Origin of the sequence: Acetonema longum DSM 6540, from assembly GCF_000219125.1 — a bacterium.
GTDB lineage: Bacteria > Bacillota > Negativicutes > Sporomusales > Acetonemataceae > Acetonema > Acetonema longum.
The window spans coordinates 1-19,312 of the sequence record NZ_AFGF01000040.1; the positions used below are offsets into that span (position 1 = coordinate 1).

General features: G+C 50.9%; 17 protein-coding genes. 9 read left to right on the forward strand and 8 right to left on the reverse strand.

Annotated features, from left to right (window positions below):
* Positions 1 to 110: 110 nt before the first annotated feature.
* The 7 genes from ALO_RS04705 to ALO_RS04735 form a co-directional block, all read right to left on the reverse strand.
* On the reverse strand, positions 111 to 875 hold the full coding sequence (locus ALO_RS04705) for a FlxA-like family protein (RefSeq protein WP_004093378.1): 765 nt from the start codon (positions 873 to 875) through the stop codon (positions 111 to 113).
* An 82-nt stretch (positions 876 to 957) separates the two neighbouring features.
* A complete protein-coding gene (locus ALO_RS04710) occupies positions 958 to 2,034 on the reverse strand; it encodes a M56 family metallopeptidase (protein WP_169313126.1) in 1,077 nt (358 codons plus the stop codon).
* A gap of 172 nt (positions 2,035 to 2,206) precedes the next feature.
* A complete protein-coding gene (locus tag ALO_RS04715) occupies positions 2,207 to 2,605 on the reverse strand; it encodes a BlaI/MecI/CopY family transcriptional regulator (RefSeq protein ID WP_004093391.1) in 399 nt (132 codons plus the stop codon).
* Between the two features lie 179 nt (positions 2,606 to 2,784).
* On the reverse strand, positions 2,785 to 5,886 hold the full coding sequence (locus ALO_RS04720) for an efflux RND transporter permease subunit (RefSeq protein ID WP_004093393.1): 3,102 nt from the start codon (positions 5,884 to 5,886) through the stop codon (positions 2,785 to 2,787).
* Positions 5,887 to 5,904: 18 nt separating this feature from the next.
* Complete coding sequence (locus ALO_RS04725) at positions 5,905 to 7,002, reverse strand: efflux RND transporter periplasmic adaptor subunit (RefSeq protein WP_004093394.1); 1,098 nt, start codon at positions 7,000 to 7,002, stop codon at positions 5,905 to 5,907.
* Between the two features lie 108 nt (positions 7,003 to 7,110).
* The gene (locus ALO_RS04730) at positions 7,111 to 7,692 is read right to left on the reverse strand and encodes a TetR/AcrR family transcriptional regulator (protein ID WP_004093395.1); all 582 of its coding nucleotides are present in this window, start codon (positions 7,690 to 7,692) and stop codon (positions 7,111 to 7,113) included.
* Positions 7,693 to 8,078: 386 nt separating this feature from the next.
* Entirely contained in the window at positions 8,079 to 8,861 is a 783-nt protein-coding gene (locus ALO_RS04735; protein ID WP_004093396.1) for a basic amino acid ABC transporter substrate-binding protein, read from the reverse strand.
* A gap of 342 nt (positions 8,862 to 9,203) precedes the next feature.
* Here ALO_RS04735 and ALO_RS23045 point away from each other — a divergent pair, with 342 nt between their 5' ends.
* From ALO_RS23045 to ALO_RS04770, 8 genes are all read left to right on the forward strand, one after another.
* Positions 9,204 to 9,500 carry a PAS domain-containing protein gene (locus ALO_RS23045; protein ID WP_050806973.1) on the forward strand — a complete coding sequence of 99 codons (297 nt, stop codon included), beginning with the start codon at positions 9,204 to 9,206 and terminating at the stop codon, positions 9,498 to 9,500.
* Positions 9,415 to 10,953, forward strand: a complete 1,539-nt coding sequence (locus ALO_RS04740) for a sigma-54 interaction domain-containing protein (protein WP_238528210.1) — start codon at positions 9,415 to 9,417, stop codon at positions 10,951 to 10,953. Before ALO_RS23045 ends, ALO_RS04740 begins: the two co-directional genes overlap by 86 nt.
* A 170-nt stretch (positions 10,954 to 11,123) precedes the next feature.
* A complete protein-coding gene (locus ALO_RS04745) occupies positions 11,124 to 12,197 on the forward strand; it encodes a Glu/Leu/Phe/Val dehydrogenase dimerization domain-containing protein (protein ID WP_004093399.1) in 1,074 nt (357 codons plus the stop codon).
* A 319-nt stretch (positions 12,198 to 12,516) separates the two neighbouring features.
* Entirely contained in the window at positions 12,517 to 13,236 is a 720-nt protein-coding gene (locus tag ALO_RS04750; protein WP_004093400.1) for a DUF2225 domain-containing protein, read from the forward strand.
* Between the two features lie 95 nt (positions 13,237 to 13,331).
* On the forward strand, positions 13,332 to 14,786 hold the full coding sequence (locus ALO_RS04755) for a sodium:proton antiporter (RefSeq protein ID WP_004093401.1): 1,455 nt from the start codon (positions 13,332 to 13,334) through the stop codon (positions 14,784 to 14,786).
* 189 nt (positions 14,787 to 14,975) lie between these two features.
* Positions 14,976 to 15,776, forward strand: a complete 801-nt coding sequence (locus ALO_RS04760) for an IclR family transcriptional regulator (RefSeq protein WP_004093402.1) — start codon at positions 14,976 to 14,978, stop codon at positions 15,774 to 15,776.
* Positions 15,777 to 15,792: 16 nt separating this feature from the next.
* Positions 15,793 to 16,554, forward strand: a complete 762-nt coding sequence (gene kduD, locus ALO_RS04765) for a 2-dehydro-3-deoxy-D-gluconate 5-dehydrogenase KduD (RefSeq protein ID WP_004093403.1) — start codon at positions 15,793 to 15,795, stop codon at positions 16,552 to 16,554.
* Between the two features lie 202 nt (positions 16,555 to 16,756).
* Positions 16,757 to 17,653 (forward strand): GGDEF domain-containing protein, encoded by an 897-nt coding sequence (locus ALO_RS04770; RefSeq protein ID WP_004093404.1) that lies wholly within the window; start codon positions 16,757 to 16,759, stop codon positions 17,651 to 17,653.
* A gap of 144 nt (positions 17,654 to 17,797) precedes the next feature.
* Here the strand turns inward: ALO_RS04770 and ALO_RS04775 are convergent, their stop codons facing one another.
* Positions 17,798 to 18,298 (reverse strand): flavin reductase family protein, encoded by a 501-nt coding sequence (locus ALO_RS04775; RefSeq protein WP_004093407.1) that lies wholly within the window; start codon positions 18,296 to 18,298, stop codon positions 17,798 to 17,800.
* A 267-nt stretch (positions 18,299 to 18,565) separates the two neighbouring features.
* Between ALO_RS04775 and ALO_RS04780 the strand changes: the two genes are divergently transcribed.
* Positions 18,566 to 19,216 carry a bifunctional 2-keto-4-hydroxyglutarate aldolase/2-keto-3-deoxy-6-phosphogluconate aldolase gene (locus tag ALO_RS04780; protein ID WP_004093413.1) on the forward strand — a complete coding sequence of 217 codons (651 nt, stop codon included), beginning with the start codon at positions 18,566 to 18,568 and terminating at the stop codon, positions 19,214 to 19,216.
* Positions 19,217 to 19,312 lie beyond the last annotated feature (96 nt).

The following is a 19,312-nucleotide window of genomic DNA, read 5'->3' on the forward strand; positions in this document are numbered from 1 at the left end:
GAACCAGCAGTTATTCGGACCTGTGTTAGACCTCCAATGCAAACAAAAAGCCCTCTGTTGGCCTTAATGGCCTGGCAGCGGGCTTTTTTGCCTGTTGAACTATGGTTTGCTCATTGATCTTCTTCCAATACGGCTTGTTTGACTTCCTGTTCTTCCGCCAGTTTTTTTCTCCAATCCGCATCCGGATCTGTAACCTTATTGAAGGCCAGTTTCTTGCGTGCTTCCTCTGAAATTTCCACTAATACGCCGGCGCTGCCGCGGGAAGGCTGACCTTGCTGATCCGTTCCGGATTTTTCTAATGCCGTGTTAACGTCAGACATTTGCGCCATCATATTCCCGGAGGCGATATGAATACGGTCCTTCAATTCGGCAAGTTCCGCCTCTTTTTTCTCGGTGGCGCCTCCTCTGCTTCTATCCATCTTTATTTCGCTCTCTAATACGCCAGCCTTGCCTTCCATGCCGATTTTCACCGACTGGACTGTTTTCGCCCGCTTCATGGAAGCATCAGCGCTGATCATTTCCTGTAGAGCAGGTGTTCTCATCACACGAGGGTCTTGCTGGTCGTTATTGCCTTGGACTGGTTTCTGACTTCTATCTTTAGCGGATGCCTTTTCCCGTTGTTCCTGCTGAATTTCCATTTTTCGCTGGGCCATCTGTCGGTTCAAGTCCTGAAGCTTCTGCTGCAATTCCTTGCGTCGGTTCATTTTTTCTTCCGCAGACATTTCCGGATAATTGGCAAGGCTTTGCATCTGTTGCTGAACATTTTCAATTTGATTCTGAATTGATTTCAGGCGGCTGTCCTGGTTTGCGCCGGCGGTATTCTGCATCTGACTATAAGCGGCAGACTCAGTTCCGGTACTGTTTGTAATTCTCATGGCGAAATCCTCCCAACATATATTGTTTACAAATGTTATCCGTTTCTTGTTTATGATGGTTTGCCTGAAACAAAGCAAACCATCATAAAACTTCTTTAATAATCCACTGAACGATTCCGGTTACTGCGTCATATTTTCCGTAAGGTATCTGTGTGGTACTTCCGACAAACTTACTGCAATCCACATAAATGCAATCCATGCCGCTGCCCCAATGGGGCGTTTTTTCATAACCGTTAATTCCTATGTAAAGTTCACGGTTTTCCACTTCTCTCGCATTCAGTACATTCAAAAATTGTTTATTATTGATATAAAGATTTTCTTTGTCATAGTAAACTGCATTCAGCCCGCTCATGTCATCAATCAATATGTTGGTCCCGCGGATATCAAAAACGGTTATCATTTCAATCATGGTATAACGCGGATAGGATGCTGTATGCAAAAAATAGCCTCCTGATATAGCCGTTAATAAACAACAGCTGATCAAAATGACAGCCGTTTCTTTTTTATAGGGCTTATACCGGGTGATTTTTAGCATTCTTTCTTTGAAGAAATCATAATCGCTTTTTCCCAGTAAGGCCGGCAATCCATTCATATTTTTTTCTGTAAGTACCTGCATACTCTTGAAGAGCAATTTCCCATAATCATAAGGGGCACACCCGCTATGCTGAATGGATACAGTGTCGCAGATATCTTCCATGTCCTGCTGGAAATACGGCAAACAAACATATATCAGTGGATTGAACCAGAACACTATTTTTAATAGATCCCAAAAACCGTAAAACCACAGATGTCCCAGCCGGATATGTATTTCTTCATGTTTCAGGATGATAGCTAATTCCTGGCGGGAATAGGTTTTGCAGATTATATCCGGGATGACGATTTTGGGTTTTAATAGTCCGGCGGAAAAGGGGGTAACACTGGATTCACAGACATAGAGACGTTTTCCCATAATACGGCGTTGTTTCATGCACTGAATCGCCTTCCCGAATTCATCGCGTTGCTTTACAATCAATACTGCCGCTATAACAACGCCAATTATGTACACATAATTTACCGGAGAGAAGGAAGCGCACACAGCCTTCCACCAGCCGAACCATTGCAAAGCAAACGAATCTTCATCAAAGACTTTCAGTGTGCCGCCAAACAATGTCAAGGGCATAAGACTCCATAAAGCTCCCCTTAAGAACGTTTTCCCGCGAAACGCCGTAATGCGCAGGGTCATGATAACGAGTAGCAGGAACACGGAAAGCAAGGTGCACCTTCCGGCCTTCAAGGTAAAATAGGCGGCTGAAAAGTTAAGTAGTTCCGGTATGTTATAAAGCAAGGATTCTTCAATCGTCATTCTTTTGTTCCGTACTTTGCTCTAGAATGTCTGATATTTCCTGCCTCTGCTTATCGGTTAACGGCAAAGTTTGTATAAGTGCTGTTGCAGCATTGACGCTGTTACCGGCAAAATAGCTTTTTATAAAGTGTTCACTTTTTCCTTTTAAACAGTCTGTTTTTGTTTTGGCGGGAAAATAATGATAAATGCGGGAATCTTTCAGATCAATCGTATAATCTAATATCTTTTTTTGGCATAACCGGTTGATCATGACCCTAACCGTTTTTGCGCTGATGCCTTTTTTCTGCTGTAATGCTTCTATGACTTCAGCTGAAGTCATAGGGCTGTTATTTGCCCAAAACAGTTCCATGATCAGCCATTCGTTTTCACTGGGCATCGTTTCTTCCATGGCACCCTCCATTTAACTTTCTACTTCATATATCGGATAACAGACGTAAATCTTAAGCTTTTTGTAGACATTTTATTACGGGCAAAAGCCTGCAGCAGGCCTTAACGGTCTGCTGCAGGCTTTTTGTTTACATTCGGAGTCATCCGGATTTGCCCGGCGTTTCTTTGCCAATCTGAACTTTATAGCGATTCGGTTGCTGCCTGATCTTGTTTGGGTTTTCTCCCCAGGAACGGCAGACGGTATTTACCGGTTTGCACATCGTCCAATATGGTATACACAACCGGTACCACAATCAGGGTCAGAATAGTAGAGGTGATCAGGCCGCCGATAATGGCATGGGCCATGGGGGCGCGGGCTTCGGCGCCGGGGCCGATGCCCAGAGCCAGCGGGAGCATGCCGAAGATCATCGCGGCGGTTGTCATGATGATTGGGCGCATGCGGTGCACCGCCGCGTCAACCAATGCCTGATTGCGCTCAACGCCTTGGGCACGGCGCTGTTTGGCAAAGTCGACCAGCAGGATCGCGTTTTTGGTAACCAGACCCATCAGCATAATGATCCCGATCAGGGACATGATGCTGAGCTCGCTGCCTGTCAGCAGGAGGCCGACGATGGCGCCGATAATCGACAGAGGCAAAGCAAGCATGATGGAAAAGGGATCGATATAGCTTTCAAACTGGGCGGCGAGCACGAAGAAAATAAACAGCACTGCGATCACCAGCGCCAGGATCATGCTGCTGAAGGCCTCGTTCATCGATTGGGCCTGGCCGGTGGCGACAAAGCCGTAGCCTTCCGGCATGCTTACCGTGCCAATTCTCTTATCGAACTCTTTATTGAATTCGCCCAGGGATATGCCGTTTAAGTTAGCCGAGATCGTAATCTGCTGTTGATTGTCGTAGCGTTTAATCTGGGCCGGACTTGTGGCATAGACGGTGTCGGTTACCTGGGACAAAGCTACCATGACCGGCTGGCCGTTCTGACTGCGGGCTGAGCCGGTCAGGTAGACATTGTTGATATCGGTTAAGCTGCGGCGGGCATCCGGATTGAGGATAACCCGGACATCGTGGGAATCGTCGCCTTCCTTGTATTCAGTGGCAACTTTGCCGTTGAACATGGTCTGCAGAGTATCGGCAATGCTTGCGGCCGAAATGCCAAAGTCGGCAGCCCGGTCACGGTTCACGACAAATTGGACGTCAGGATTGCCGGATTCGTAGCTGGAAGACACCTCGACAGCGCCGGGAACAGAGGCGACAATGGCTTCAACCTGTTCGGCGATTTCAGCCAGGGTTTCCAGTTCCTGTCCCTGGATAATCAGTGACACCGGTTTGCCGCCTGATAGGCCGGACTGCTTGGAAACGCTGATCTCTACGCCGGGAATGCTGCTGAATTGTTGACGGAGCCCTTCAATAATCATGGTGTCGCTGACCTTCCGTTCGCTTTTGCCGGAAAGCTTGGTAAAAATGGAGATGTCGCGGGAATCGGACACACTGTAGGTCAGCTGGACTTCCGGATGTTCCTGAATCATCTTGATCATTTCGTCGGCGATAGAACCAACCGCCTGTACGCTCATGCCGGGATCGGCAATTGCCGTGACGCTGATTTCTCCATTGTCTGCGTCAGGAATAAAGGTAGAACCTAAAAATGGGGTGAGAGCCAGGCTGCCGATGAACAGAGCCAGCGCCAGCACCATGACCTTGCGGCGGTGGCCCAGGGCCCTGCCCAGAAATTCACCGTACTTTGCGGTGAGCGCGTCGAATTTGCGATTGTATTTGTGCCAGACGCGTCCCAGACGGCTGTCGTCTTTGATCCCGCTGTGATGGAGGTATTTTGACGACAGCATGGGGGTCAGGGTGAAGGCGACAAACAGTGAGACCAGAACGCTGGCTGCTACGGTGACGCCGAATTCTTTAAAGAATTGTCCGACGATACCGCTCATCATGCCGACCGGCAAGAAAACCGCAACTAAAGTAAAGGTTGTTGCCATAACGGCAAGACCAATTTCCGAGGTCCCCTCCATAGCAGCCGTTACTTTGTCTTTGCCCATTTGGAGATGGCGGACGATATTCTCGATAACAACAATCGCGTCGTCGATCAACAGGCCGACAGCCAGCGACAGAGCCAGAAGCGACATGGTATTCAGGGTAAAGCCCAGGGCTTTCATGGCCAGGAAGGAGGCAATGACCGATACAGGGATGGTGATCGCGCTAATAATCGTACTGCGCCAGTCGCCAAGAAACAGGAAAACAATGATGACGGCCAGCACGCCGCCGACGATCAGATTGAACAGGACGTCATCCACCGATTCGTTGATATTTTTGGAGTTGTCCCGGACGATTTCCAGATTGACACCGGCCGGCAGTTCCTGCTGCAGTGATGCCAGCAGGGTTTTGACATCCTCAGCAATCTGCACCGTGTTGCCGCCTGACTGTTTCATGATGTCAAGACCCAGAGCCGGTTTGCCGTTCAGCTTGGTAATGGCGGCGACATCTTCCGTCGTATCTTTGACGGAAGCGATATTTCTGATATATATTTGGGCGCCGTCTTTCAGACCGACCGGCAGATCGAGAAACTGCTGCACGGAAGTTACATTGCCCGCTGCCCGCAGGCTGGTTTCGTGCTGTCCGTCAGTCACTTTGCCGCCGGGGGCGTCAATATTTTCATTACGCAGGCTGTTGATGACTTCCGGTATGGTGAGCCCATAGGCCGTTAACTGATTGCCGTCCAGTTGAATCTGAATTTCCCGGTCAAGGCCGCCCTGTACATCAACAGAGGCGACGCCATTCACGGTTTTAAGCCGTTTGGAGATCACGTCTTCGGCCAGTACGGTCAGCTCCCGCTGACTCATATCGCCTGACAGGGCGATAGACAGGATTGGAGTATCGGAAGGGTCGAACCGGGATATAACCGGAGTCTTGGCATCTTCCGGCAGTTCGGCCTGCAGGCTGCCCAACTTGTCGCGTACGTCCTGAGCGGCGGCATCTGCATTGGTTTCAGCCGTAAATTGGATAACCGTCGTCGATACTCCCTCACTGGCTGTGGAGGTGACGTGCTCGACGCCGGAAATGACACTGACCGCTTCTTCCACCTCGAGGGTAACCTTGGATTCAACCTGTTCGGGTGAAGCGCCGGGGTAAATCACTGTTACCGCGACGACGGGGATTTCCACGCTGGGATATTCATCTACGTTGAGTGACAGGTAGCTGGCCAGTCCCAGCACAACCAGCGCCATAATCATTACCGTAGCGAATACAGGGCGTTTGATGCTAATCTCTGTAATTTTCATGGCTGTCTCCTTATCGTACTATTGAATGGCCCGCACGTTTTCGCCGTCTTTCAGCCGGTTTACGCCGGTCGTAACGACCTTTTCGCCGGCTTGCAGCCCGGAGCTGACGATGACGGTATTGCCGCTTACGTCGCCGATTTCCACGGGGCGGCGGACCGCCTTGCTGTCCTCCAGAACGAAAACATGATAAACTCCCTGTTTTTGCACAATGGCCGACTGCGGGATGCTAAGGGCTTGTGCGCTTTTGCCTGTAGTCAGCGACACGTTGGCAAACATACCGGGTTTGAGTTCATGGGCCGGATTGTCAATGATAATTTTGGTGCGGAACATCCGGCTGGCTGTTCCCGCTTCCGGATTCATCACGTCGACTGTTCCCGAAAATGTTTTATCCGGATAGGCATCGATGTGAATGCTGGCCGGCTGGCCGGTTTTTACCTGCCCTAAATATTTCTGTTCCACATTGATAACCGCGTATACCTGATTGATATCCTGTACAACCATCAGCGCGGCGCCGGGAGAGACCACCTGACCGATGGTGGCTGCTTTATTGGCAACCACTCCGTCGACAGGCGCCACGATCACGCCGTAACTGTATTGTTCCTGGACGCTGCTCAGATTTGCCTTGGCACTTGACAGGTCGGCCTCGGCGGTCCTCAGTTTTACTTTGGCGTTATCCAATTGCTGTTCCGAGACAGCTCCCTTTTCATAGAGAGTCTGGTAGCGCGTAAAGTCGTTCAAGGCCAGGTCATAGCTTGCCTGGGCCTTGCGAACACTGTCGCCGGCCTGGCGGACTCCATTGGCCAGTTCCACTGTCTCAAGTTTCACCAGGGAATCACCGGCTGAGACCTGCTGGCCTTCCTGTACCAGGACTTCTTTAATCCGTCCGGAAATTTTCGCGCTGACCGCTGCCGAGGTCTTTCCTTCCAGCGTTCCGTTGAAATTCAGGTTGGGTACGACATCCACATATTGCGCTTCAGCGACCTTCACGCTGACCGTGCTTTCCGGAATGTCCGGTTGGCGTTTATGGCCGGCCATAATTCCGGTTCCCAGTATCAAGGTTATTCCTGCCAACAGGATCACAGGTATAATCAATTTTTTGGATTTCCAATTTATCATCGTGTAAGGTCCTCCTGTATTGTTAAAAGTAAAACTGGCAAAACATACCTACCGGTCGGTATGTGACGGATAACGCAACGGGAGCAAAGGGGAAGTCTTTGGCTAACTCTAAGGCGTTATCATCATCAGCAATGATTCAAGCATTTTCTGGCGTACAGCCGGGGAACGGAAATGGCTGCCCAGAGAATTCTGGCCATTGGATAGCGCGAGAATATTGGCCGCCAGCGCAAAGCTGTCAAAGCCGCCTTTGACTTCGCCGTTTCCCATAGCGGTGTCAATTTGTTTTGCCAGATCGGAGCAAATGGTCAGATAACTATGTTCGATGCGTTGCTGCATATCAGGAAATTTGCGCATCGCCGTAATGGCGAAGTCCGCATAGTCCAGCTTGCATTCGCCTTCAGCCCCCAGCAATTCCTTGATATAATTTTCCGGTGTATGGTCGACGAACAGGGAATACAGGATGGCTTTTAACGGTTTTTTTCCGTTCAGCATGTCGGCGTATCTTGCTTCGAACCGGTCGAAGAGGAACTGCAGCGCTATATGCAGCAATTCGTCTTTGCTGGAAAAATAGTGATAGATCCCTCCCTTGGTAATGCCCGCTTCATGGGCAACATCCATGAGAGAAACCGACTTGTAGCCGCGAAGCAAAAACAAACGCAGCGCAGCAAGAATGATTTTTTCTTTGGTCATTGCAAACGCCACCTTCCATTAAACAGAACCTACATACCTACCGGACGGTATGTACTTATTATCATTGAAAGGCAGACTTCTGTCAATTGGTTTATTGAGGGAATAAACCGCGTGTTCCGTATTGAGAAACAAGGAAATGGCCGCTGAAATGGACGGTTCTTTGTATTTTGCTGACTTTTCATTCGGCAAAATGTCAAAGAGTCCGGTTAAAAGGAATAGCTGCGCTATTTCCCGGGAAATTTGTTTCTTCCTGACGGCTGCTAGAGTGTCCCGGTAACCCGGAAAAGATGATAGGAGCCATCGAGAGCATACGACGATTTCCCGCAGATGCAACAAAAAGGAGAGAGCCAGGGAACGCCCCGGTTCTCTCCTTTTTAATATATCTTTTACTGCACTCTTTTGCCAAACCACTTTTCATAGATCTTGTCATACTCACCGTTTTTCTTGAGCGCTTCCAATGCCTTATCGATTTTGGCGGCCAGTTCGGTGTTGTTTTTCGCTGTGGCGATGCCATACTCTTCGGCTGTCAGCGGGTTGCCCACCTGTTTGACGTCTTTGGTGCCGCTGGTTTTCAGATAATAATCGTTAACCGGACGATCGTTGATTACTGCGTCCACGCCGCCGGCTTTCAGTTCCATAAACGCTTCGGCGGGGCTGTTGAATTCGCGTACAGTGGTATCTGTGATTTTTTTGCCTTCCTCGGCGCCGGTGGTGCCGATCTGCGCGGCCAGCCGTTTGCCCGGCAGGTCTTCAAAGCCTTTAATGGCGGTATTGTCTGCCCGGACGATGATGGTAAGACCGGATTGATAATAGGGCTTGGTAAAGCTGACTTTTTGCGCTCTTTCCGGATTGATCGTCATACCGGAAATAATGATATCAATATTTCCGGAGGCCAGAGCCGGAATCAGCGCATCAAATCCCATGCTCTGGATTTGAACCTCGCTGCCCAGTTCTTTGCCGATGGCCCGGATTAAATCCATGTCGAATCCGGTGTAGTCTTTACTGGTTTCATCTTGGAATTCAAAGGGAGCAAAGGATGGTTCGGTACCAACCTTGAGGACCGGCTTTTTCGCCTGATTCTCCGTACTTTTTTGTCCGCCGCAGCCGGCTAAAACCAGAGCGGCCATTAAAATCCCTGTTACGATGCTTACTATCCATTTTTTTGACACAATGCGCAGCCTCCTGATATTTCTTTGATTAGACCATATAGTCAATTTTAATAATTATACATACGACCGGAATAATTAATCAAGCATGACTATGCTTCATAAAGGCGGATAGCCAGGTTCTGTCGCTGATGACAGGACGTTTCCTCTTTATTTCGCAGATTTCAATATATAAAAGATAAAGTGAACAGAGACGCATTGCATAAATTGCTTATTTTTTACCGGACTGTAATTAAATAATACTTTTTATAATTTAAGGAAATTTTTCACCGGGCTGATATAATGTAAGAAAGGCTGCTTCTATATTCTGAATTCTGACTCGGCTGATTCTAAGGAGAGATGTATGTGACGAAGGTGCATGAACCGGACACTCGCCATGATTGGATTGTCAGCAGCAGGGAAATGCAGGATATATTGAATTCTACCCATGATGCTATTATCGCGGTAAACAAGGAAGGCATTATTGTGCTGTTCAATGCCGCCGCTGAGCGGCTTCTGGCAATGACAACGCGGCAGGTATGCCCGGGACATCATCCCGAATTCCCGCCTGCATTGTGTGCTGGAGACCGGACTGCCCGAACTCAATCAGCGGCAGGATACCGGCAATGCCTGTATTCTTACCAACCGGGTTCCGGTGCGTGATGAAAATAACCAAATCGTCGGCGCGGCGGCTGTGTTCAGGGATATAACCGAAGTGCGCCAGCTGGCCGAAGAAATAAGCAGTGTCAGGGAAATGAAAAAGTTGTTGGAGGCGATCATCAACGCCAGTCAGGACGTGATTTCGGTAGTGGACGGCCAGGGGAAGATTATTCTGGTCAATCCCGCCTATACACGGCTGATTGGTATGCGCCGGGAAGACGTAATGGGCAAGCCTCCCACTGTGGACATCCGGCAGGGAGAAAGCGTGCATCTGCGGGTTATGCAATCCCGGGAAGCGGTGCGGGGCGTACCGCTTCGGGTCGGCCCCGCTAACCGTGAGGTCATCATCAACGCGGCGCCGCTGCTGGTAGATGGCCGCTTGTGCGGCAGTGTGGCTATGGCTCATGACATTTCGGAATTCAAAGGGTTGATCGCGAGCCGGACCGGGAGGGCGCCTTTGCAGGAACAGGCTTGTTATACTTTTGACGATATTGTGGCCGTGGGATCAGCCATGCGGATGGCGCTGGAAAATGCCCGCCGGGCTGCGGCCACTCCCGCCACGGTGCTGCTCTTGGGAGAGAGCGGGACGGGAAAAGAACGGTTTGCTCATGCCATCCATAGCGCCAGCCAGCGCAGCAACCGGCCCTTTGTCCGTGTGAACTGCGCCGCCATACCGGAAACTCTGTTGGAGAGCCAGCTGTTTGGCTATGAGGCCGGCGCCTTCAGCGGCGCTCTGAAAAGCGGCAAGAAAGGACTTTTGGAAGAGGCGGACGGCGGGACGCTGTTCCTGGATGAAATCGGCGAAATCTCACCGGCGATGCAGGTAAAATTGCTGCGAGTCCTTCAGGAAAAAGAATTTATCAGGGTCGGCGGCGTCCGGGCGATTCAATTGGATGTCAGAGTGATTGCAGCTACCAATCAGAATCTGGAGGAAGCGGTGAAAAACGGCGGTTTCCGCAAGGATCTTTATTACCGGATTCATGTTTTTCCCGTATTCATTCCGCCTCTGCGATGCCGCCGCGGAGATTTAACCCAGTTAATCGGGCATTTACTGGCCAAGCTTAACTGGGAATATGGGCGCAGTGTGCAGGGAATCAGTGAAGCGGCGGCTGACATGCTGGCAAGGCACAACTGGCCGGGGAATGTGCGGGAATTGGAGAATGTCCTCAGTCGGGCCTTGATTGTTATGAATTTTGACGAAGATACCATCCTGACGGCTCATTTGCCGCCTCTGGCACCCGCCGCCGGGCTAGCCGGCAGGTATAGTCCGGCGGCTGACGATTTGCCCCTCAGTCCACTGACGGAAACGGTAGCGGCGGCGGAACGGCGGGCTATCGCCGCGGCCCTTGACGGCTGCGGCGGCAACCGGGCCGAAGCCGCCCGAAAACTCGGCATCTCCTTACGCACTCTGTATTATAAAATAGACAAGTATGCAATAGCCGATGATAGCGTCTAAGGTGTAATGCAGAAATTAGCACTGCAACGAATTGCAATGGCTGCAATTTGTTGCAGTGCTTTTGTTTTTTTCGGGCCGGTCATGCCATCCCCGGCCACGTTTATCTGCTGGCATATTTTTTGCTATAAATAATGTTCAGCCTAGGCAGAAAATTTTTAGGAGGGATTCTCGTGGGAATTTTTGAAAAGATGGAACAGCATGGATATGAGCAACTGGTGTTCTGTCATGATCCGGCTTCCGGCCTGAAGGCGATTATCTGTATCCATGATACCACCCTGGGCCCGGCTTTGGGCGGCACCCGGATGTGGCCCTATGAATGCGAGGAGGACGCTATCACCGATGTGGTGCGCCTGGCCCGGGGAATGACCTATAAAAATGCCGCTGCCGGCCTTAATCTGGGTGGCGGTAAGGCTGTCATCATCGGCAATTCCCGGACCGATAAAAGCGAAGCGCTTTTCCGGGCCTTCGGCCGGTTCGTCCAGAGCTTGAACGGCCGGTATATCACGGCGGAAGACGTGGGAACAACCGTGGAGGATATGGAACACATTCGCATGGAAACCTCCCATGTGGTCGGACTGGGCGGCATGGCGCGTTCCAGCGGCGATCCCTCGCCGGTCACTGCCTACGGAGTCTGGAAAGGCATGAAGGCCTGCGCTGCAGAGGTATGGGGGACTGATTCGCTGCGGGCGAAAACGGTGGCAGTGCAAGGGCTGGGTCATGTGGGTTATGGCTTATGCCGGCATCTTTATGAGGAAGGAGCAAACCTCATTGTGACCGATATCAATGAGGAAAATGTACGCCGCGTGGTGGCTGAATTCGGCGCCCGGTCGGCAGCTCCCGATGAAATCTACGGGGTGGAATGCGACATCTTTGCTCCTTGCGCTTTGGGGGCCATTATCAATGATGCTACCCTTCCCCGGTTAAAGTGCCGCATCGTCGCCGGCGCCGCCAATAACCAGCTGAAAGAAGCCCGTCACGGCGAGCTTCTCCGGGATAAAAAGATTCTCTATGCTCCCGATTTTATTATCAACGCCGGCGGCGTGATCAACGTGTCCGACGAACTGCGGGAAGGCGGCTATAACCGGGAGAGAGCCCTTAAACAGGTAGACGGCATTTACGATATCATGGAACAGGTTATCGCTATTTCTAAGCGAGACGGCATTCCCACCTATAAAGCCGCCGATATTTTGGCCGAAAGCCGGGTTGCCCTCATCGGTAAAGTACAAAAAACCTTATTGCCCTAATCTTTTTCCTTCTCGCACCGGGGCAGCGCCGGGAATACAGGTCGAAGAGCACTGCCTGCTGCTTCGGTGCGAGAGGGGATGGCGGATAAAAAACAGAAACCAGTCCAGCTTACATAAAGGAAAAGTCGGAATGGGGCCACTTCTTACTGCCAAGAGACGGTAGGAATGGCCTATTTTATATTTTGATTCATTCGGGCAGGAATCTGGGAAGCAATAGGAGAATTGTTTCTAAAATTAAAAAAGTTCGGGACACACTCGTCTATGAGCCTTTTATTTACGGAAACTTTCGCGTCTCGATCGGCACAGGAGGAATCCATATATGTCTGAATTAATGTACACGGTGGAAAAAAACTGCCCGTTATGCACCAAGGAATTTAAAACCACCAAGGTGCGCAACAACCTGGCGATGTTGAAGCAGGACACGGATTTTTGTACGTATTACAAGGAAGTAAACCCTTATTATTATGCTATCTGGGTCTGCCCTAATTGCGGCTATGCCGTGCAGGATACCTATATCACCGAAACGCTGATGCCGGTTGGGGAACAAAGAATCCGTGATTTTTTAAAGGGCAAGCAGGTCAAGGCGGATTTCAGCGGCGTCCGGACACGGGAGCAGGCGGTGGCCACCTATAAACTGGCGATTTTTTACGCCGAAATGAGTCTGACCCTGGCGAGCCGGCTAGCCAGTCTCTACTTGAAATTAGCCTGGTTGTACCGGGAAGGTAAGCAGGAGAAGGAAGAACAGGCGGTTTTGAGAAAATCCCTGGAATACTACGAGAAAGCAGCGATTAAGGAACAGTTCCCTATTGGCAATATGACGGAAATAACTCTGCAGTATCTTATGGGAGAACTATACCGCCGCACCGGCAGGCTGGATGATGCTCTCAGCTATCTTGGCAAAGTAGTTTCCGATCCTCTGGCCAAGGGAGAAAAACGTCTGCTGGAAATGGCCCGCGATGCCTGGCATCTGGCCAAGGAGGACAAGAAGCGGATGGATGAAGCGGTGGCTGCCGCTGTGGAGAACGACCAGAAAAATTAACGGCTGCATGCCGCAGCTATATGTTTATGTTAAGGGAAAGGGGCAACCTAATGAAAATGTTATTCTCAGGGGAAACAAGGAGATTTAAGATCTCAATGCTCTCCGCCAGCTTCTTACTGGCTTTTATAGCCCTGCCGGCACTTTCCTGGGCAGCGGGCCCGGAAGGACAAAGTCTGGGGCACACGCTGCCGATGTGGAGTGTTATACCGTTTGCAGGGATTCTCTTGTCTATTGCCATTTTTCCGTTGGTGAATGCTCACTGGTGGGAGCATAACATGGGAAAGATCAGTCTGATGTGGTCTTTGCTATTTTTCTTTCCGTTCCTGTATGGCTATGGCGTGGGTGAGGCCGCTTATAACATCCTTCATGTCTATGTGGTGGACTATATTCCGTTCATCATCTTGCTGGGCGGTTTGTTTACCGTTTCCGGCGGCATTATTGTGCGCGGCGCGCTGACGGGTACTCCCGGGCTGAACTCCGCCATACTGGTGATTGGCTCAGTGCTGGCCAGCCTGATCGGTACTACCGGCGCTTCCATGCTGTTGATCCGTCCCTTGATCCGGGCCAATAGCACCCGGAAGAATAAAGTACACACCATTATCTTTTTCATTTTCATGGTCAGCAACATCGGGGGATCTCTGACTCCGATCGGTGATCCGCCTTTGTTTTTAGGATTCTTGCACGGGGTGCCTTTTTTCTGGACCATGCAGCTGCTGCCGATGTTCCTTTTGAATATCGGTTTATTGCTGGCCGTATACTGGGTGCTGGACTCTTATCTCTATAAAAGAGAAGCGGCCGGACTGAATGTCAGCCTGACTGCCGATGAAAACCGATGCAATGACCCGGTCCGCCTGGGCGGGCTCATCAACCTGGTTTTCCTTTTAGGGATTATCGTTGCTGTTATCTTAAGCGGCGTACTGGCCAAAACACCGCTTTTTTATGATGAAGCAGCCGGTCATGTCACCGGTATTCCTCTCATGACCAATAACGGACATACGTTAATGCTTCCCTGGATCAATCTGGCCCGGGACGGTTTTATCATCCTGATGGCTGTCTTGTCCTGGCTGCTGACTCCCATGTCCCTGCGTCATGACAATCATTTCGGCTGGGGACCGATCAAAGAGGTAGCTGTGCTGTTTGCCGGCATATTTGCCACGATTATTCCGGCTCTCGCTATTTTGCAGGCCAGAGGCGGCGAACTGGGCGTCACTACGCCGGCACAGTTTTTCTGGGTCGCCGGGGCGTTATCCAGCTTCCTCGATAATGCGCCCACCTATCTGACATTCCTGAGCCTGGCCGGCGGCATGGGCCATACGACAGGCGTCTGGACCGACCTGGGTACCGTCGCCCCGCATGTGCTGATGGCCATATCCGCAGGATCGGTATTCATGGGGGCTAACACCTATATCGGCAATGCGCCCAACTTCATGGTCCGTTCCATTGCCGAGGAGAATGAGATTCCCATGCCCAGCTTTTTTAAATATATGGTATGGTCTATCGGCATTTTGATCCCGCTGTTTATTATCGACACGCTGCTGTTCTTCCTGTAAGCTGTCTTGATTTAAACCGGCTGCGAGTTTAGCTTGCAGCCGGTTCTGTTTTTTATGGCGTTTCATATCGTGGAATAGTTTCTCATAATACGAAAAAAAAGAAGGAATATTTACAATTTAACGAGTATTATATGCCGTAGAAATGGCATACCGTGTCATATAATGAAACTACAGCCGAAAGGAGCAGTCATGCAGCGTCAATGTTTAGAAGTCCAGGCCGTACAGCGGGCGCTGGATATCTTAGAAGTGGTGGGCAACAGTGTACAACCGGTTTCGTTGAAGGAATTGGCCTATCATACCGCCCTGCCCAAATCCACAGCCTATCGTTTACTGGGTAATCTGGAGCATCGGGGGTATGTTCGCTGTAGCGGCGACGGCAGCTATCAGCTGGGACTGAAACTCTTGATGATGAGTCAGCGGGTGGAGCAGGCTTTTGAACTCAAACATCTGGTGCGGCCTTTTTTGCTGGAGTTAAATGAAAGATTCAAAGAAACCGTGCATTTGGGAGTCTTGGAGCAGAACCGGGTCCTCTATGTGGATTCGGTGGAGAGTCCCCAGCCGATTCGGTTGGTGGCTGAGACGGGATCTACCAATGCAGCCTATTGCACCTCTCTGGGCAAGGCTTTGCTGATCCGGCATTCCGATGAAGCCATCCGGCAGATTCTGACGGCGGATGGCATGCAAAAACGCACGGATTATACGATTACGGCTGAAGATGCTTTTTTTGCGGCCATGGCCCAAACCAGACAGCTGGGGTATGCCCTGGATAATATGGAAAGTGCGCCGGAATGCCGTTGCGTAGGCGCCCCGATCTATAATCACCGGGGCCAGGCGGTTGCCGCTATCAGCATTTCCGGACCGGCCACCCGCTTTTCCCTGACGCTGATCGCAAACGAAGCGGCGCCCGAATTGCTTGAGGATTCCCGGCAAATCTCCCGTTTTCTCGGGCTGATGCAGGAGAGCCGGTTGTCCGGAGGACGAGCTTTATAGAAGAAAGGGGATTCTTATGATTTTAGACAAGTTTTCCTTAGCCGGCCGGGTTGCGATTGTAACCGGCGCCAGCCGCGGGCTGGGTGAAGGCATGGCCCTGGGACTGGCGGAAGCCGGCGCCGATCTGGTGGTGGTGGCCAGTTCCGACCGCATCCATGGGACAGCCGAGAAAGTAAGGAAGCTGGGCCGCCGATGCGCAGTCGTTCAGGCCGATCTCGGCAGCATTAAGCCCATCTCGGAAATCATCCGGACTTCTCTCGATCAATACGGCAAAATCGATATCCTGGTCAACTGCGCCGGAATCATCCGCCGGGCCCCGGCCATTGAATTCAGTGAACAGGATTGGGATGACGTGATTGATGTCAACCAAAAGACTGTGTTTTTCATGTGTCAGGCCGCCGCCAAAGAAATGCTGAAACAAAAAAAAGGCAAGATCATCAATATCGCGTCTCTGTTGAGCTTCCAGGGAGGCATTATTGTTCCTTCCTATACCGCTTCCAAGTCCGCTGTAGCCGGCCTTACCAAGGCCCTGGCCAATGAGTGGGCCGCTCATGGCATCAATGTGAACGCCATTGCCCCCGGCTATATGGCCACTGAAATGACCGAGGCCCTGCAAAACAGTGCCGAAAGAGCGCCGGCTATCCTGTCGCGGATTCCCCAGGGACGCTGGGGCACGCCGGAGGACATGAAAGGGGCGGTTGTGTACCTGGCTTCGGATGCTTCCGACTACCTGCAGGGTCAGATCCTGGCGGTTGACGGCGGCTGGCTGGGCCGCTAGCACCTGGCATCATTTTTAATATAGGCTGACAAATGTTGAGGCAGTGTCTGTTGACACTGCCTCAGATTGTTTATAAAGCGCCGGAGTTTTTAAGTTTTATTTAAAATCCTGTTATGCTTGTCCCGGGCCGCAGGGAAAAAGGACCGGATTAGAGAATTGCGCCATATGGCCGCGAATAAACGCAAAAAATGGGGGATTCTCGATGAGAGTGCTAATTGCCGAAGATGCTGCAGTTAACAGGAAAGTGTTGCAGGATATGCTTACCGAGATGGGCTATGAACCCGTTCTGGCCCGTGATGGGAATGAGGCTATGCAGGTCTTGCAGCAGGACGAATCTCTTCAGCTCATCATATTAGATTGGGTTATGCCGGGCATGTCGGGATTGGATGTCTGCCGGGTTATCCGCCATCAATGGCAAGAGGAGTATGACTACAAATATATTTTAATGCTGACGGGCAAGAACAGGGAAGACGACTTAACCGAAGGCTTTGAAGCCGGAGCTGACGACTATGTGGTTAAACCGTTTGGGTATAATGATTTGAAAATGCGGTTGAAGGCCGGACAACGCATCATCGAAATGAATAATAAATTAAAAATCCTGGCCACTCGCGACACACTGACAGGACTGTACAACCGGCAAGCAATTTTAGGCTGCTTGGGCCATGAACTGGCCAAGATGAAAAAGAAAAAGCTGAAAATCGCAGTGGCTATGCTGGACATTGATCATTTTAAGTCGGTTAATGATACTTACGGACATCTGGCAGGGGACTGCGTTCTCGGCGAGACGGCCAGGCGAATACAGTACGCCTTGTCGCGGGAGAGCTTTGTCGGCAGAGTCGGCGGTGAAGAATTTCTGATCATTTTTCCCCAGGCAGATGAGCAAACCGTAATTGCAGTCTGTGAGAATATCAGGAAACTCATTGGCGATACTGCCATATCGGTTTTTCCCATCAAAATATCGATAACGATCAGTATCGGCGTGGCGACATCGGATGAAGACGAAACGCTTGACGGACTGATCAGCCGGGCCGACAGCGCCTTGTATACCGGCAAACGCCAGGGAAGAGACCGGGTGGTGTTCTATTCGCAGGAAGCTTAAAAAGGGGGCTGTCCAAGACAGCCCCCTTTGTCAGATGAGAATCTTATTCGGCGCGAATCCGCATGGTGGCAAATTCACTTTATGCTCTGGATCATAAATGATGGCGCGCCGTTTTTGTGAATGTGGCCCCCTTTCCTGGTTCCTCTATTCCGTTACATAGCAGGCGACGATTTCGCCATAATATAAAGTATGATAGTCGGTGTCGCCATACCATTTGCTCTGGAATGCAGGGACGAGATCAGAGGGAGACATGTCCTGCCTATACACGGTTTGGCATTCATAATGTAATCCGGCCAGGTTGATCACCGGCGTTGCGATCTTCTGGCCGGGAACAGTTTGCAGATTGGCTGCGGCAAACTTATCCAGGTCGCGGCCGGACTTGGTGCCGCAGAGACTCAAGGCCTTCCCCTGGTCCCCGAAGGGGAAGGAGACGGTAAATTCGCCGCTTGTTTCGATCAATTCATGGGTAAAACGGGAATGCCGGATCATGGCTGTGAATACCGGCTTGCCCCAGATAAAGCCTATATTGCCCCAGCCAATGGTCATAGTATTGCGTTTGTCACCATGGGCAGTGGTAAGAAATGCCCCTTTGCTCAGAATAGGCAGTGCTTGGCTGGCATATTCATGATAGGCTACTTGCTTCACAATCTCATCCTCCTCAGTTTTTACCGGTCTGCCGCGAAAGGCCTGTGTGCAGCAAGCCGGATATGGTTAGTATTTACTAACTATGCATTTCTATTGATTGGTCAAATTTTCCTCCCGTTGCGATAAGTGGAAAATAGTTTTGTAAAATTCGAATAATTGCATGGATTCCTGCTGGAAAAGCAGGAATATTCATTTGGGGCGCGAATACCATTAGTAAACCGGTTTACTAAACCGGTTTACTAATGGATGGAGGCGTATATTGTCATGATGCAAAAACTGAAAATTCTGAGCAAAATTACCGACTGCGGCCTGGTTGCAGTAGTCAGAGCGGAAAACTCCGAGCAGGCGGTTAAAATTGCCGATGCCTGCGCCAAAGCCGGCATTGCCGGCATCGAGATCACCTTTACCGTGCCGGGCGCGGCCAAGGTCATTGAAGATCTGGCCAAAGTATATCAATCCGGCGAGATCATTATCGGCGCCGGTACTGTAATGGACCCGGAAACTGCCCGCATTGCGATTTTGGCCGGCGCTCAGTATATTGTCAGTCCGTCCCTGAATTTTGATACTATTAAGCTGTGTAACCGCTATCAGATCCCCGTGATGCCCGGCTGCGCCACCATCCGGGAAATCGTCGAAGCCATGGAAGCCGGTGCGGATATTATCAAGGTTTTCCCCGGCGAAGCATTGGGCGCTACCTTCGTCAAGGCGGTAAAAGGCCCTCTGCCCCAGGCTCCCTTGATGCCTACCGGCGGCGTCGGCTTAGACAACGTGGCTGACTGGATCAAAGCTGGCTGCGTAGCTGTGGGTGCAGGCGGTAACCTGACCGCCGGCGCCAAGAAAGGGGACTATCAGTCTATTACGGACATCGGTAAGCAGTTTATCGAAAAAATCCGCGCCGCCCGCGCAGGGGCCCGTTGAAAAAGGCCCATCTGCGTCACTTCAGCCTCCTGCGGGCGGGCTCATTCAGAAAGCGTCTCTTTTCGGGTCATAGGCAACAGATGGTTTTGTTGTGAT

Coding starts and splice junctions, on each gene's coding strand:
- ALO_RS04705 (WP_004093378.1), bottom strand. CDS start 875: ATGAGAATTACAAACAGTACCGGAACTGAGTCTGCCGCTTATAGTCAG.
- ALO_RS04710 (WP_169313126.1), bottom strand. CDS start 2,034: ATGCCCTTGACATTGTTTGGCGGCACACTGAAAGTCTTTGATGAAGAT.
- ALO_RS04715 (WP_004093391.1), bottom strand. CDS start 2,605: ATGGAAGAAACGATGCCCAGTGAAAACGAATGGCTGATCATGGAACTG.
- ALO_RS04720 (WP_004093393.1), bottom strand. CDS start 5,886: ATGAAAATTACAGAGATTAGCATCAAACGCCCTGTATTCGCTACGGTA.
- ALO_RS04725 (WP_004093394.1), bottom strand. CDS start 7,002: ATGATAAATTGGAAATCCAAAAAATTGATTATACCTGTGATCCTGTTG.
- ALO_RS04730 (WP_004093395.1), bottom strand. CDS start 7,692: ATGACCAAAGAAAAAATCATTCTTGCTGCGCTGCGTTTGTTTTTGCTT.
- ALO_RS04750 (WP_004093400.1), top strand. CDS start 12,517: ATGTCTGAATTAATGTACACGGTGGAAAAAAACTGCCCGTTATGCACC.
- ALO_RS04755 (WP_004093401.1), top strand. CDS start 13,332: ATGCTCTCCGCCAGCTTCTTACTGGCTTTTATAGCCCTGCCGGCACTT.
- ALO_RS04760 (WP_004093402.1), top strand. CDS start 14,976: ATGCAGCGTCAATGTTTAGAAGTCCAGGCCGTACAGCGGGCGCTGGAT.
- kduD (WP_004093403.1), top strand. CDS start 15,793: ATGATTTTAGACAAGTTTTCCTTAGCCGGCCGGGTTGCGATTGTAACC.
- ALO_RS04770 (WP_004093404.1), top strand. CDS start 16,757: ATGAGAGTGCTAATTGCCGAAGATGCTGCAGTTAACAGGAAAGTGTTG.
- ALO_RS04780 (WP_004093413.1), top strand. CDS start 18,566: ATGCAAAAACTGAAAATTCTGAGCAAAATTACCGACTGCGGCCTGGTT.